Origin of the sequence: Nonomuraea sp. NPDC050227 (assembly GCF_044459705.1) — a bacterium.
Lineage (GTDB): Bacteria > Actinomycetota > Actinomycetes > Streptosporangiales > Streptosporangiaceae > Nonomuraea.
In genome coordinates this window covers 670342-684375 of the sequence record NZ_JBITJF010000005.1, presented here as the reverse complement: position 1 = coordinate 684375, position 14034 = coordinate 670342, and the positions used below count along the sequence as shown (strand labels likewise).

Annotated in this window: 12 protein-coding genes; 7 read left to right on the top strand and 5 right to left on the bottom strand. The window is 71.6% G+C overall.

Going from position 1 to position 14034, the window contains the following annotated elements; all coding sequences use genetic code 11:
* The 3 genes from ACIBK9_RS23475 to ACIBK9_RS23465 all read left to right on the top strand — a co-directional run.
* Positions 1–330 (top strand): aldehyde dehydrogenase family protein (locus ACIBK9_RS23475; protein ID WP_397161058.1); only part of this gene is annotated, 330 nt, incomplete at its 5' end.
* A gap of 85 nt (positions 331–415) precedes the next feature.
* Positions 416–1585 (top strand): extracellular solute-binding protein, encoded by a 1170-nt coding sequence (locus tag ACIBK9_RS23470; protein ID WP_397161056.1) that lies wholly within the window; start codon positions 416–418, stop codon positions 1583–1585.
* A 224-nt stretch (positions 1586–1809) separates the two neighbouring features.
* Positions 1810–3024 carry a saccharopine dehydrogenase C-terminal domain-containing protein gene (locus ACIBK9_RS23465; protein ID WP_352362956.1) on the top strand — a complete coding sequence of 405 codons (1215 nt, stop codon included), beginning with the start codon at positions 1810–1812 and terminating at the stop codon, positions 3022–3024.
* A gap of 21 nt (positions 3025–3045) precedes the next feature.
* Here the strand turns inward: ACIBK9_RS23465 and ACIBK9_RS23460 are convergent, their stop codons facing one another.
* Positions 3046–3246 carry a hypothetical protein gene (locus ACIBK9_RS23460; RefSeq protein ID WP_352362958.1) on the bottom strand — a complete coding sequence of 67 codons (201 nt, stop codon included), beginning with the start codon at positions 3244–3246 and terminating at the stop codon, positions 3046–3048.
* A gap of 210 nt (positions 3247–3456) precedes the next feature.
* Positions 3457–4785 (bottom strand): 4-aminobutyrate--2-oxoglutarate transaminase, encoded by a 1329-nt coding sequence (gene gabT, locus ACIBK9_RS23455; protein ID WP_397161054.1) that lies wholly within the window; start codon positions 4783–4785, stop codon positions 3457–3459.
* Between the two features lie 124 nt (positions 4786–4909).
* Here gabT and ACIBK9_RS23450 point away from each other — a divergent pair, with 124 nt between their 5' ends.
* Positions 4910–6601: a PucR family transcriptional regulator gene (locus ACIBK9_RS23450; RefSeq protein WP_397161052.1), complete on the top strand. Its 1692-nt coding sequence runs from the start codon at positions 4910–4912 to the stop codon at positions 6599–6601.
* A gap of 79 nt (positions 6602–6680) precedes the next feature.
* Here ACIBK9_RS23450 and ACIBK9_RS23445 read toward each other — a convergent pair whose 3' ends face one another.
* A complete protein-coding gene (locus ACIBK9_RS23445; RefSeq protein WP_352362964.1) occupies positions 6681–7328 on the bottom strand; it encodes a TetR/AcrR family transcriptional regulator in 648 nt (215 codons plus the stop codon).
* Between the two features lie 291 nt (positions 7329–7619).
* On the opposite strand from ACIBK9_RS23445, the gene ACIBK9_RS23440 reads away from it, so the two are divergent.
* Entirely contained in the window at positions 7620–9047 is a 1428-nt protein-coding gene (locus tag ACIBK9_RS23440; RefSeq protein ID WP_397161049.1) for an aldehyde dehydrogenase family protein, read from the top strand.
* 104 nt (positions 9048–9151) lie between these two features.
* Here ACIBK9_RS23440 and ACIBK9_RS23435 read toward each other — a convergent pair whose 3' ends face one another.
* Positions 9152–10261, bottom strand: a complete 1110-nt coding sequence (locus tag ACIBK9_RS23435) for a trypsin-like serine peptidase (protein ID WP_397161047.1) — start codon at positions 10259–10261, stop codon at positions 9152–9154.
* Positions 10262–10316: 55 nt separating this feature from the next.
* The gene (locus tag ACIBK9_RS23430) at positions 10317–11330 is read right to left on the bottom strand and encodes a peptidase (RefSeq protein WP_397161045.1); all 1014 of its coding nucleotides are present in this window, start codon (positions 11328–11330) and stop codon (positions 10317–10319) included.
* A 198-nt stretch (positions 11331–11528) separates the two neighbouring features.
* On the opposite strand from ACIBK9_RS23430, the gene dxr reads away from it, so the two are divergent.
* Complete coding sequence (dxr, locus tag ACIBK9_RS23425) at positions 11529–12719, top strand: 1-deoxy-D-xylulose-5-phosphate reductoisomerase (RefSeq protein ID WP_397161043.1); 1191 nt, start codon at positions 11529–11531, stop codon at positions 12717–12719.
* A 40-nt stretch (positions 12720–12759) separates the two neighbouring features.
* The gene (gene ispG / locus ACIBK9_RS23420; RefSeq protein ID WP_358298617.1) at positions 12760–13929 is read left to right on the top strand and encodes a flavodoxin-dependent (E)-4-hydroxy-3-methylbut-2-enyl-diphosphate synthase; all 1170 of its coding nucleotides are present in this window, start codon (positions 12760–12762) and stop codon (positions 13927–13929) included.
* The last annotated feature ends 105 nt before the right edge of the window (positions 13930–14034 follow it).

Below are 14034 nucleotides of genomic sequence, written 5' to 3'. Positions count from 1 at the left end.
TCGGTGGTGCGGGTGTCCTCGTATGAGGAGGGCCTGCGGGTGATCAACGAGGGTGTGTACGGCAACGGCACGGCGATCTTCACCAACGACGGGGGCGCGGCGCGCCGGTTCCAGAACGAGGTCGAGGTGGGGATGGTCGGGATCAACGTGCCGATCCCGGTGCCGATGGCGTTCTACAGTTTCGGCGGGTGGAAGTCGTCGTTGTTCGGTGACACGCATGTGCACGGCACCGAGGGGGTGCAGTTCTACACGCGGGGCAAGGTGGTGACCTCGCGTTGGCTGGACCCGTCCCACGGCGGTGTGAACCTCGGCTTTCCCACGAACGCGTAACTCACGCCTCACGGCCGGGAGGGACCGGCGTCCCTCCCGGTCCCGTCCCCGGTAAGCTCCAGCGCAACGGACAAGGGGGGACATCGTGAGACGCCGTCGCATATCCGCCGTGGCGCTGGCCGCGGCGGCGCTGGTCGCCGGCACGGGAGCGGTGTCCTCGGCTGCCGGGCAGGCGGCTCAGCAGGCAGCACAGCCGGCCGCCAAGCCCAGCCCGAAGCCGACCCCGTCGGCCACGCCGTCGCCCACGGCCACCCAGAGCGACGGCACGCTGCAGATCCTCACCTACCGCGGCTACGCCGAGTACGGCGGCCTCAGCTCCAAGGCCAACTGGGTCGGCTCCTTCGAGAAGGAGACCGGCTGCCGCCTGGCCCGCGTCGACACCGTCCGCACCGCCGAGGAGATGGAGCGGGCCGTCGCGGCCGCCGAGCGCCCGTACGACCTGATCTCGGCGGGCCCGGCGCTGGCCGGCGACCTGATCACGCGCAAGCTGGTGCAGCCGATCGACCCGGCCAAGGTGAGCGGCTACGACGACCTGAACGAGCGTTTCCGCGACATGACGAAGGTGTCCGGCAAGGTCTACGGCGTGCCGTTCCTGTGGGGGTACCACGAGTTCATCTACGACTCGGCCAGGGTCAAGGACGCGAGCATGAGCCAGGTGTTCGCCTCCGGCCGGGCCGCGCTCCGCGACACCCCGCTGACCATCGCCGACGCCGCGCTGACCGACGCCACCGTCAAGGACCCGTACGAGCTGAGCCAGGAGCAGCTCGACCGGGCCATGGCGCTGCTCGGGCCGCAGAAGGAGCGCACCTACTGGCGCAAGCCGATCGACCTGATCAAGGGCTTCGCCACCGGGTCGCTGGATTACGCGCAGGCCACACCGTACTATCGCCTGCTGCTGCAGAAGGCCGGCAAGCCGGTCCGGACGGTCGGCGCCAAGACGGCCACCGGCTGGCTCGACTCCTGGATGCTCGGCGCCAACCTGCCCGACACCACCTGCGCCTACCGCTGGCTGACCTGGATGACCGCGGCCGACGCCCAGCGCGACGCGGCCGCCTGGGTGGGGCTCGCGCCGGCCAACGACAAGGCGTGCAAGGGCCGGGCCAAGTCGATCTGCGACCTGTACGGCGCCGACGACCCCAAGCGGCTCGACCGGATCGCCTTCGCCGTCCGGCCGCCGGGCGGTTGCCGCGGCGAGGACGGGGAATGCACTGATTATGCCGTCTGGGGGAAACGGTGGGCCGAACTCGCCGAGTAGGTGAGATCTCCGCCCCCGCTCGACCCCATCGCGGGCGCGCCTTCCCCCGGGTGCGCCTGCCGAGACGCCCCGGGCCTTCCCCCCTGTCCCGGGGCGTCTCGCCGTCTCCGGGCTGAAGGACGTCCACGGCGTCTTGCTGTTTCCGGGCTGAAGAGCGTCCAGGTGCCGGGACTCGTCGGTGCGAAAATTCGACTGAATGACCAGTCAGTGAGTATGTTCTCTCCATGAGAATTCTTCTTGTCGGCGCCGGAGGCGTCGGCTCCGCCGTGGTGCCCATCGCCGCCCGCCGCCATTTCTACGAACACATCGTGGTGGCCGACTCCCAACAGAGCCGGGCGGCCCGCGCCGTCGCCGCCGTGGACGACCCCCGCTTCACCGCCATCCAGCTGGACGCCTCCGACCGGGCCCAGGTCGCCGCGGCGCTCCGGGAGCACCGATGTGACGTGCTGTTCAACGCGGTCGATCCGCGCTTCACGATGCCGCTGTTCGAGGCCGCCCTGGAGGCCGGGGCCCACTACCTGGACATGGCGATGTCGTTGTCGAAGCCGCATCCGCGCGAGCCGTACCGCAAGCCCGGGGTGAAGCTGGGGGACCGGCAGTTCGAGCGCGACGGCGAGTGGCGCGGCGCGGGCCGGCTCGCGCTGGTCGGCATGGGCGTCGAGCCGGGGCTCGCGGACGTGTTCGCCCGCTACGCCGCCGACCACCTGTTCGACGAGATCGACGAGATCGGCATCAGGGACGGCGCCAACCTCGTCGTGGACGGCTACGACTTCGCGCCCACGTTCTCCATCTGGACCACCATCGAGGAGTGCCTGAACCCGCCCGTCGTCTGGGAGGACGGGCAGTGGCGCACCACCGAGCCGTTCAGCGAGCCCGAGGTGTTCGACTTCCCCGACGGCATCGGGCCCGTGGAGTGCGTGAACGTCGAGCACGAGGAGGTGCTGCTCGTCCCGAGGTGGATCCCGGCACGGCGGGTGACGTTCAAGTACGGGCTCGGCGAGGAGTTCATCGGCGTGCTGAAGACGCTGCGCAAGCTGGGCCTGGACAGTGCCGACAAGATCAGGGTGGGCGGGGCGGAGGTGGCGCCGCGCGACATGGTCGCCGCGAGCCTGCCGGACCCGGCGACGCTGGGCGCCCGCATGCGCGGCAAGACCTGCGCGGGCACGTGGGTCAAGGGCACCGGCAAGGACGGCTCGCCACGCGAGGTGTACCTGTACCACGTGGTGGACAACGAGTGGTCGATGCGGGAGTACGGCTCCCAGGCCGTCGTGTGGCAGACGGCGATCCATCCGGTCGTCGCGCTGGAGCTGGTGGCGACCGGGGTGTGGAAGGGCGAGGGCGTGCTCGGCCCCGAGGCGTTCGACGCGGTGCCGTTCCTCGACCTGCTGCGCGAGTACGGCTCGCCGTGGGGCCTGCGCGAGACGGCCGCGGCGGCCTGACGGTCGTGACTGACGGCCGGTCTAGCGGCCGGGGAAGGCCACCACGGTCGCCATGGGAGCGGGCAGGAGCGCCTCGGCGCATTCGGTGCAGGCGAGCACGGAGGAGTTGTCGGGCAGTTTGCCGACCCGGACCCGGGGCCGCGGCCACCTCTTGTGGCACACCACGCAGGCGTCGCCGTCGCGCTGGGCCGGCGTCAGGCCCTCAGGGTCGAACGTCAACATACTCCGTGCCGTTCTGGTGGGACCCCAGTTCATCACGCTCCCAGCTGCCATCGCCCCTCCGCATGTCCGGATCCGTTATAACCCTGACCGAGGCCGTGATCGTCTAGCTGAGCGTCAAGCCAGGGTGAATTCTCTACCCGAGTGACCTGCGTTACACACACAAAATCGGGCATCCAGCCGCAAGCCGGATGCCCGATTTTTCGGTCTTTGTTATAGAGCGGAGATGGCCTTCTCCAGGATCCCCAGGCCCTCCTCAAGCAGGTGCTCGGGCATGACCAGCGGGGGCAGGAAGCGCAGCACGTTGCCGTACGTGCCGGCGGTCAGGACCACCAGGCCCTCGGCGTGGCAGCGCTTGACGATCTCCTGGACGGCCGCCGGGTCCGGGTTCTTCGTGCCCGGCTCGACCAGCTCGATCGCGATCATCGCGCCGCGCCCGCGCACGTCGCCGATCGCCGGGAACCGCTCCTGGAGCGCGCGGAGACGGGGGAGCATGATCTCGCCGATGCGGCGGGCCTTGGCGACCAGGTCCTCCGACTCGATCGTCTCCAGGACGCCGAGCGCGGCCTCGCAGGCCAGCGGGTTGCCGCCGTACGTGCCGCCCAGGCCGCCGACGTGCACGTGGTCCATCAGGTCGGCGCGGCCGGTCACGGCGGCCAGCGGCAGGCCGCCCGCGATGCCCTTGGCGGTGCAGATGATGTCGGGGACGACGCCCTCGTCCTCGCAGGCGAACAGGTCACCGGTACGCGCGAAGCCGGTCTGGACCTCGTCGGCCACGAACACGATGCCGTTCGCCCGGCAGAACTCGGCGATCCGCGGCAGGAAGCCCCTGGCCGGGACGATGAAACCGCCCTCGCCGGCGATCGGCTCGATCACCACGGCGGCCACGTTCTCCGCCCCGACCTGCTTGTTGATCTGGTCGATGGCCTGCGCGGCGGCCTCCTCCGCGCAGTTGTCCGCGCCCGTCGGCCAGCGGAACGGGTAGGCCAGCGGCACCCGGTACACCTCGGGCGCGTACGGGCCGAAGCCCTGCTTGTACGGCATGTTCTTGGCGGTCATGGTCATCGAGAGCAGCGTGCGGCCGTGGTAGCCGTGGTCGAACACCACGACGGCCTGCCTGCCGGTGGCGTGCCGGGCCACCTTGACGGCGTTCTCGACGGCCTCGGCGCCGGAGTTCACCAGGAAGGTGCGCTTCTCGTGGTCGCCGGGGGTCAGCTCGTTGAGCTTCTCGCAGACCTGCACGTACGACTCGTACGGGGTGACCATGAAACAGGTGTGGGTGAAGTCGGCCGCCTGCTTCTGGACGCGCTCGACGACCTTCGGCGCGGAGTTGCCCACGTTCGTCACGGCGATGCCGGAGCCGAAGTCGATCAGAGAGTTCCCGTCGGCGTCCTGGAGGATGCCGCCGCCGGCGCGGGTGACGAAGACCGGCAGCGTGGTGCCGATGCCGGAGGGGACGGCGGCCTGCTTGCGGGCCAGCAGCTCCTGCGACTTGGGGCCTGGGATCGCGGTCACGACGCGCCGCTCCTGGGGAATGCTCATGGGCTCGACGCTACGTCGGGCTCCGACCTGGGCCGATACGTCGATATGGCACACTGGGGGTGCTCGCCTTTGCCGGAATGGACAAACTCGTATGGCACCTTCGCTACGCACCGTGGCGCGACGGATGAAGTTGCGTCAGCTGGCGGGCGCGGCGGCCGCCGGAGCGCTCGACGCGGAGGTGCGCTGGGTGGCGGTCAGCGAGCTGGAGGACCCGACACCGTTCCTTGAGGGCTCGGAGCTGCTGCTGACGACCGGGATCCGCCTTGAAGGCGACTTCTCCGGATATGTCGCCCGGCTGGTGGGTCGTGAGGTGGCCGGGCTCGGCTTCGGCGTCGGGCTCTCCCACGAGCACGTCCCGGCCGCCCTGGTCGCGGCCGCCGACGAGGCGGGGCTGCCGCTGTTCGAGGTGCCGCGCGAGACGCCGTTCATCGCGATCGGCAAGGTGGTCAGCGAGCTGCTCGCGGCCGAGCAGTACGACGAGATCACCCGCGCCTTCGCCGCGCAGGGGCGGCTGACCCGGGCGGCGCTGCGTCCGGAGGGCATGCACGCGGTCATCGACCGGGTGGCCAAGGAGATCGACGGGTGGGCGGCGCTGCTCGACGAGACGGGCGAGGTCCGGCACGCCACACCGGGGGCCGACGTGCCGGTCGTGGTGGCCGAGCTGCGCCGGCTGCGCGCCGGCGGCCCGGCAAGACCCCAGCCCGACCAGACCCCCGGAGCAGAGCGCCCGCCCACGGGCGAGCCCGCCGCCACCGCGGGACAGGGCGGTGAGCGGGTGGGCGCCGGCGTGCCGGTCGGGGCGCGGAGGCGCGGTGCGGTCCAGGCCGGTGAGCGGGTGCCGGCGAGTCTCGCGTTGTCCGGGCCCGACGAGCACGTCGTGATCCAGCCGCTCGGCGGCGGTCCACGGCCGCGCGGCTTCTTCGCGGTCGGCGCCCGCAAGCCGTTCTCGCCGGTGACCCACACGGTGATCAACGCCGCCGGCTCGCTGCTCACGCTCGCGATGGAGCAGGGCAGGGCCCAGCGGGAGGCCGACCGGCGGCTCCGCTCGGCCGTGCTGGAACTGCTGCTCGGCGGGGCGGTCGAGCAGGCGCGGGCGGTGGCCGGCACGCTCGGCGCGCGGCTGCCCGGCGAGCCGCTGGTGGTCCTGGCGGCGGGCGCGGCCGCCCTGGAGACCCTGGAGCCGCACGGCTTCACAGCGCTCCTCGACGACGGCACCGGCGGTGAAGGCGGCGCTCAGGGCGGTGCTCACGCCGGTGGTTCCGGCGGCGCACAGGGCGGTGGGCACGGTGGCGCACAGGGCGGTGGGCACGGTGGTGGCGGCAGGGGGAGGGGTGGCGGGTTTCAGGGCGGGGAGCCGGTGAGTGTCTGCCTGGTGTCCGAGGGGGGCGCGGAGAAGGTGGCGCGGGAGGTGGAGGGGCCGGTCGGGTTGAGCTCGCCCTGCCGCTACGACGGCCTGCGCGATGCGCTCGACCAGGCACGCCGCGCGCTGGCCCACAGCGACGGCGGCGTGACGCGCTTCGCCGACCTGGCCGGGCAGGGCCTGCTCGCGCTGCTGGACGCCGACACTCTGCGCGCCTTCTCCGGCGCGCTGCTGGCCCCGCTCACCGCGTACGGATCCCGCGCCGACCTGGTCGAGTCGCTGCGCGCCTACCTCGACAGCAACGGCCACTGGGACGCCGCCGCCCAGCGGCTCGGCGTCCACCGGCACACCCTGCGCTACCGCATGCGCCGCGTCGCCGAACTCCTCGGCCGCGACCTCGACGACCCGGGCGTACGGGCCGAGCTGTGGCTCGCCCTGGAGGCGGCCCGCCGCTGAGCCCCCTGGCCACCGCTGGGCCCGACGCTGAGCCCATCGCTGGGCCCATCGCTGGGCCCGTCGCCGGCCTGCGGGTGCTTCAGCGGCCGGGGGCCGAGGGCAGGCTGTCCTTGTCCACCAGGTAGCAGCAGATCGTGGCCAGCGTGACCGCCTCGTACGTGCGGTCGTCCCGCAGGTGGCCGGCCCGTTCCAGGCTGATCGCGCCCTGCGCGGCGGCCCAGAGCGCGTCGGCGATCTTGCGCGGCTGGGTCGGCGTCAGGTAGCCGGCGGAGATGCAGTCGGCGATCACCCGGTCGAGGATGTTCAGCGCCGCGCGGGCGAGCGTCCTGGCCCGCTCGCTGGGCTCGAAACCGGGGATGGCCCGTTCGAACATCAGGTTGTAGTAGCCGGGCTCGGACAGGCACGCCTGCCGGTAGGCGGGGCCGAGCGCGGTCAGGTACTCCAGCGGGTTGCGCCGCTGCGGGACCGCTTCGAGAAAGCGGCGGAAACGCTCGAAACCCTCCAGATACAGCGCCTCGGCCAGGCCCTCCCGGTTGCCGAACATCGTGTAGATGACGGTCGTCGTGCAGCCGGCCTCGGCCGCGATCCTGCGCATGGTCAGACTGTCGGGACCCTCGCTCTGAAGCAGGTTCACCGCCACGTCGAGCAGGCGGGAACGGAGTTCGTCGTGGGTGGCGCGCTCGCCCAGCAGGTAGGCGCCCTGCAGGCCCAGCGGGGTCGAGGTCATGCGACCTCCCCAGCGACCAAGGAGCTCAGTGTCCTTGTGACCTCACTTTGCTCGGTCACGGGGCCCACGCCTTTCTGATCGGGGGCCCACCGCGCTGGAGACCCGCACCCGATGACTTAGCCATGGCGGAGATCGCTCAAACCACTCCGCATGGTAAACATCCCGAATTGGGTCTACTTCTGTTACATCATGGGTATACACCAGGGCTTGTACTTAACGGTGAGCGCTCGTGGGAGTCTTGTGCACCGTGGTGTAAATCCCCGGGCTCCCGCTTGGCATAACGTCGTGGGTATGGACGTGCGTACCTTCTGGCTTGCCGGCCGGCCCGCCACCGGCGAAACCGATCTCACCGTGACCAACCCCCATGACGGTCGTGCGGTCGGCCGGTACTCCGTACCGACCGATGCTCAGGTCGAGGAGGCCGTCGCGGCCGCCCACGCGGTCTCGCGCGAGGCCGCCGCGCTGCCCGTGCACGTACGTGCCGAGGCCCTGGCCCACGTCTCGCGCCGGCTGGCCGAGCGGGCCGACGAGATCGCCCACCTGATCACCGCCGAGAACGGCAAGCCGATCTTCTGGGCGCGCGGCGAGGTCAACCGCGCCATCTCCACGTTCCGCTTCGCCGCCGAGGAGGCCCGCCGCTGGTCCGGCCAGGTGCAGCGGCTCGACACCGAGCCGGCCGCCGCGGGCCGTCTCGCCTACGTCTCCCGCGTGCCCAAGGGCCCGGTGCTGGCGATCACCCCGTTCAACTTCCCGCTGAACCTGGTCGCCCACAAGGTCGCGCCCGCCATCGCCGTCGGCGCCCCGATCATCGTCAAGCCCGCGCCGGCCACGCCGCTGTCGTCGCTGGTTCTCGGCGAGATCCTGGCCGAGACCGACCTGCCCGCGGGCATGTTCTCGGTGCTGCCCGTGCAGAACGAGCGCGCCGCCGCCCTCGTCGACGACCCCCGCCTGCCCGTGGTCTCCTTCACCGGCTCCGCGCCCGTCGGCTACGCCATCGCCGACCAGGTGCCGCGCAAGCACGTGACCCTGGAGCTGGGCGGCAACGCCGCGGCCGTCGTGCTGGCCGACGCCGACCTCGACTGGGCCGCGCAGCGCATCGCCCTGTTCTCCAACTACCAGGCCGGTCAGAGCTGCATCGCCGTCCAGCGGGTGATCGTCGAGCAGCCGGTCTACGACGCGTTCGTCGAGCTGCTGCTGCCGGCCGTGGGCGCGCTCGTCACGGGTGACCCGGCCGACGAGAAGACCCAGGTCGGGCCGCTGGTGTCGGAGGCCGCCGCCGAGCGTGTGGAGCAGTGGGTGCGCGAGGCGGTCGCCGCCGGCGCCCGCGTCCTGGCCGGCGGCACCCGCGAGGGCGCCACGGTCGCGCCGACCGTGCTGGCCGACGTCCCGCACGACGCCAAGGTGGCCTGCGAGGAGGTCTTCGGGCCGGTCATGATCCTTCAGCCGGCCGCGTCGATCGACGAGGCGTACGCCATGGTGAACGACTCCAAGTACGGCCTCCAGGCCGGCGTCTTCACCCGCTCCCTGGACGCCGCCTTCAAGGCCAACCGCGAGCTGGAGGTCGGCGGCGTGATCATCGGCGACGTGCCGTCGTACCGGGCCGACCAGATGCCGTACGGCGGCGTGAAGGACTCCGGCATCGGCCGCGAGGGCCTGCACTCGGCCATGGAGGACCTGACCTACGAGAAGGTCATGGTGCTCACCGGCCTGTCGCTGTAGCTCCCGCCCCGCCCCGCGCCTCCCCGGCGCGGGGCGGTCGTGCGTCCGGCGCCGTTTCTCAGGCGCGTCCGGCACCGCTTTTCAGGCGCGTTCGGCGGGGGCTTTCAGGCGCGTTCGGCCGTGGCGTAGACCGTCTTGGCGGCCTGGCCGAAGTATGGGCCGTACATGGTGTGCTGGTCGTCGCTGTACTTGAAGCTGCTCAGCGAGGTGACCGTGCCGCGGCCGGTCATCGGGTCGAAGCCGGACAGCCAGGGGCCGCCGCTCGACCCGGCGGTCATGGCGCAGCCCAGCCCCTGGTCGTGTGTCTGCTTGTACGGGTCGTCGCGCAGCCGCCCGGCGCAGTAGACGAGCTGGTCGCCGTCGTAGGGCGGGTCGGCCGGGTAGCCGAAGCCGTAGGTCTGGCCGCCGCGCGGGGTGTTGAAGGCGATGTCCTGGGTGCCCACCACGTCGGCGACGTGCCGCCCGCCCGAGGTGGCCAGGGCGACCATGCCGACGTCGTGGTTGTCGTCGCCGGAGCGCGACCAGGGGGCTGAGACGAACATGCGGCGGGCCGCGTACTGGCCGTAGGGCTGCTCGCCGCCCCTGCCGTAGCCGGGGACGAACGTCCAGTTCTGCGCCCATTCGCCGGCGCCGTCCTTGACGCAGTGGCCGGCGGTGACGACGAGGTCTTTGCTGGCGCTGGTGACCGTGCTGGCCGAGCAGACGAAGTCGGCGCCCGCCAGGGTCAGGAACACCCGCCCGGTGGTCCTGGTCACGGCTCCGCCGGTGCTCCAGCGCGCGCCGATCGTGCTGGCCTGGGGCCGGGACGACGCCTGGTGCCGGCGGCCGACGTTGATCTCGGTACGGCCGCCGGACCCGCCGGACCCGCCGGGCTTCGCCTGCACCCCGCCGCGCCCGGTCAGGCCGCCGAGCAGGCCGTCGCCGTCGGTCACGGAGTCGAGCAGACCGATGGGCAGGGCCGCCGCCATGCGTTGCGGGGTCCAGTAGCCGAGCACGCGCCGCTGCTCGGCGTCGCTCCGCGCGGCCTCGTGCTCGACCACCATGCTCCGCCGGGCCGCGGTGTGCTCGACGGCCTGCTCGACGGCGTGCTCGACGGCGTGCTCGACGGCGGGACGATCGACCTGGTGCTGGCCGGGGACCGCGCCGAGGATCGCCGGTCCCGTCAGCCCCGCGATCAGCGGGGCGGCCGCAAGCAGGGAGGTGCTCAGGGTCATGGCCCCCGAGTGTGCACCACGACGTGTGTTCTTGCGGCTACTTTCCGTAAATTGATCAGAGTGCGCCGGTGGTTTGCGCTGCTTGGTAAACGGCCTGCGCCTCGTTTCCGAAATACGGGCCGAACATCCAGTTGGGGGCGAAGTTGTATTTGAAGCTGTTGACCGAGTTCTGCGTGCCGAGACCGGTCGACTCGTCGAAATTCAGCATCCACGGGCCGCCGCTCGCGCCGCCGGTCATGTCGCAGGTCAGGCCGAGGTCGTCGGAGAGCAGGAAGTCGTCGAACGTGCGTCCGCTGCAGTAGATGAGCTTCGAGCCGTCGTAGGGGGCGGCGGCCGGGTAGCCGAAGGAGTACATCTGCCGGCCACGCGGCTGGTTGAAGGCCACGCCCTGGCCGCCGACGACGTCCACCAGGCTCTTGCCGTCCACCTGGGCCACCACGGCGGCGGCCACGTCGAAGTTGACGTCCTCGCCGGCGTTCCACTGGGGGGTGGTCAGCAGCTTGGCGGCCGGCCAGGTGCCGAAGGGGCGCTGGCCGGCGGCGTAGCCGGGCACGAACACCCAGTTGGTGTGGAAGGCGCCGCCGAGCTTGACGCAGTGGCCGGCGGTCAGCACCACGCTCTTGTTCGCGCTGGTCACCGCCGAGCCCGAGCACGAGGCGCTGCGTCCCTGGTAGGTGAAGAAGACCCGGCCGGTGGTCTTCACGACGGCGCCGCCGCCGCTCCAGGGGGCGCCGGAGCTGTTGGCCGACCGCAGCTGCCGCCCGTCGTCCCGGTCGCCGGTGGGCGGCGCCTGCCAGGGGGTGCCGCCGCCGGGCTCGCCGGGCTCGGCCGCCGCGCTGTGGGCCGCCTTCCCGCCGTTCTTGGGCGCGGGCAGGTCGAGCGGCTGCGCGCTCTCCATGCGGGCCTCGGTCCAGTACCGCGTGACCTGCCGTTGCTCGGACGTCGAGTCCGCGGCGGCGTGCTGGGCGGGACGGGGTGCCGCGCCGGCCTGGGCCGCGGTGCCGGGGAGCAGGGCGATGCTCCCGGCGGCGAGGGTGAGGATGGAGAGCAGGGCAAATCTGCGGGGCATTACGTAACCTCCCGAAACCGGAGCTGGGGCTTGGAAGGTAGCCGCACAATAATCAGGATTTCTCAAGATATGCGCATCCCGATATAGCGATATTTGGACTTAAATGGCCTGGGTTATCGCGCGTCACTCAGGAGCCGGGATCGCGCCGGTCGGCCCCTCACGTGCCCGTCCGCGTCCGGCAGCGGGGACAATGGACACGTGCATGCAGAGACCCTCCGCTCCGTCGTCGTGCTCGGCTCCACCGGCTCGGTCGGCACCCAGGCCCTCGACGTCATCGCCGCCGACCCCACCGGGTTCGAGGTCACCGGGCTCGCGGCCGGGGGCGGCAGGGTCGAGGAGCTGGCCGCGCAGGCGGCCCGGTTCGGCGTGGAGGTCGTGGCGGTGGCCGACGCCGCCGCCGTCCCGGCGCTCAAGGAGGCGCTGGCCGCGCGCGGGGCGTCCCCCGTCGTGCTGGGCGGCCACGAGGGCGTCGCCGAGGTCGCGGGCTGGCGGTGCGACACCGTGCTCAACGGCATCACCGGTGCGCTGGGCCTGACGTCCACGCTGGTCGCGCTGGAGGCCGGCCGCACGCTCGCGCTGGCCAACAAGGAGTCCCTGATCATCGGCGGGCCGCTGGTCAAACGGCTGGCCGCGCCGGGGCAGATCCTGCCGGTCGACTCCGAGCACTCGGCGGTGCAGCAGTGCCTGTGGGCGTCCGGCCCCGGCGGCCACGACCCCGCCGCCGTCAAGCAGCTCGTCATCACCGCCAGCGGCGGCCCGTTCAGGGGCATGAAGCGCGAGGAGATGGCCGACGTCACCCCCGAGATGGCGCTGGCCCACCCCACCTGGTCCATGGGCCCGGTCATCACCATCAACTCCGCCACCCTGGTCAACAAGGGGCTGGAGGTCATCGAGGCCCACCTGCTGTTCGACATCGGCTTCGACCGCATCGAGGTCGTCGTCCACCCGCAGTCGGTGATCCACTCCATGGTCGAGTACGTCGACGGCTCCACCATCGCCCAGGCCAGCCCGCCCGACATGCGCCTGCCCATCGCGCTCGCGCTGGCCCATCCGGCCCGCGTGCCCGGCGCCGCCCGGCCCGTCGACTGGACCAAGGCCCACACCTGGACCTTCGAGCCGCTCGACGACGCGGCCTTCCCGGCCGTCGCGCTGGCCCGGCACGTCGGCGCCGACGGCGGCACCGCGCCCGCCGTCTACAACGCCGCCAACGAGGTCTGCGTCGAGGCGTTCACCAGGGGCGGGCTGCGTTTCCCCGCGATCGTCGACACGGTCGCCAAGGTCGTCGAGGAACACCGCGTCACCCCGGCCTCCAGCGTGGAGGAGGTGCTGGCCGCCGATGCCTGGGCCCGGGCGCGTGCGGCCGAACTCACAGCCGGGCAGTCCTTCTAGCTACCTAGACTGGGTAGCGTCGTCACACCTAAGGGTAGAAATGTCTTCTGTAGCACTTGGCATCCCGACGGTCCGCCCCAAGCCGCTCGCCGAACGCCGGCACTCCCGCCAGATCATGGTCGGCAGCGTTCCCGTGGGCGGCGACGCGCCCGTCTCCGTCCAGTCGATGACGACGACGGTCACCGCCGACGTCAACGCCACGTTGCAGCAGATCGCCGAGCTGACGGCGTCCGGCTGCCAGATCGTGCGCGTGGCCGTCCCGTCGCAGGACGACGCGGACGCGCTGCCGATCATCGCGAAGAAGTCCCAGATCCCGGTCATCGCCGACATCCACTTCCAGCCGAAGTACGTGTTCGCGGCCATCGAGGCGGGCTGCGCGGCGGTCCGCGTCAACCCGGGGAACATCAAGAAGTTCGACGACAAGGTGGGCGAGATCGCCAGGGCGGCCGCCGACCACGGCGTGCCGATCAGGATCGGCGTCAACGCCGGGTCGCTCGACCCCCGCCTGCTCCAGAAGTACGGCAAGGCCACGCCCGAGGCGCTGGTGGAGTCCGCGCTGTGGGAGTGCTCGCTGTTCGAGGAGCACGGCTTCAGGGACATCAAGATCTCGGTCAAGCACAACGACCCGGTCGTCATGATCAACGCCTACCGGCTGCTCGCCGCCAAGTGCGACTACCCGCTCCACCTCGGCGTCACCGAGGCCGGCCCCGCCTTCCAGGGCACGGTCAAGTCCGCCGTGGCGTTCGGCGCGCTGCTGGCCGAGGGCATCGGCGACACCATCCGCGTCTCGCTGTCCGCGCCGCCCGTCGAGGAGGTCAAGGTCGGCGCCCAGATCCTGGAGTCGCTGGGGCTGCGCGAGCGGGGGCTGGAGATCGTCTCCTGCCCGTCGTGCGGCCGGGCCCAGGTCGACGTCTACACGCTGGCCGAGCAGGTCCAGGCGGGCCTGGAGGGGCTCAAGGTCCCGCTGCGGGTGGCCGTCATGGGCTGCGTCGTCAACGGCCCCGGCGAGGCGCGCGAGGCCGACCTCGGCGTCGCCTCCGGCAACGGCAAGGGCCAGATCTTCGTCAAGGGCGAGGTCATCAAGACCGTGCCCGAGTCGCAGATCGTCGAGACCCTGATCGAGGAGGCCCTGCGGCTGGCCGAGGAGATGGGCGTCGAGGTCGACCTCGACGACGACGACGTCTCCGGGCCCCAGGTGACCGTGGGCTGAGCGCCCCGAGGGGCCGGTTACCCGGTGCAATGGCCCCATTACAATCTGGCAAGCCTTTCCCCATACCCACCGTCATGACCCGCTCACCCGAGGGAGCATCACAGG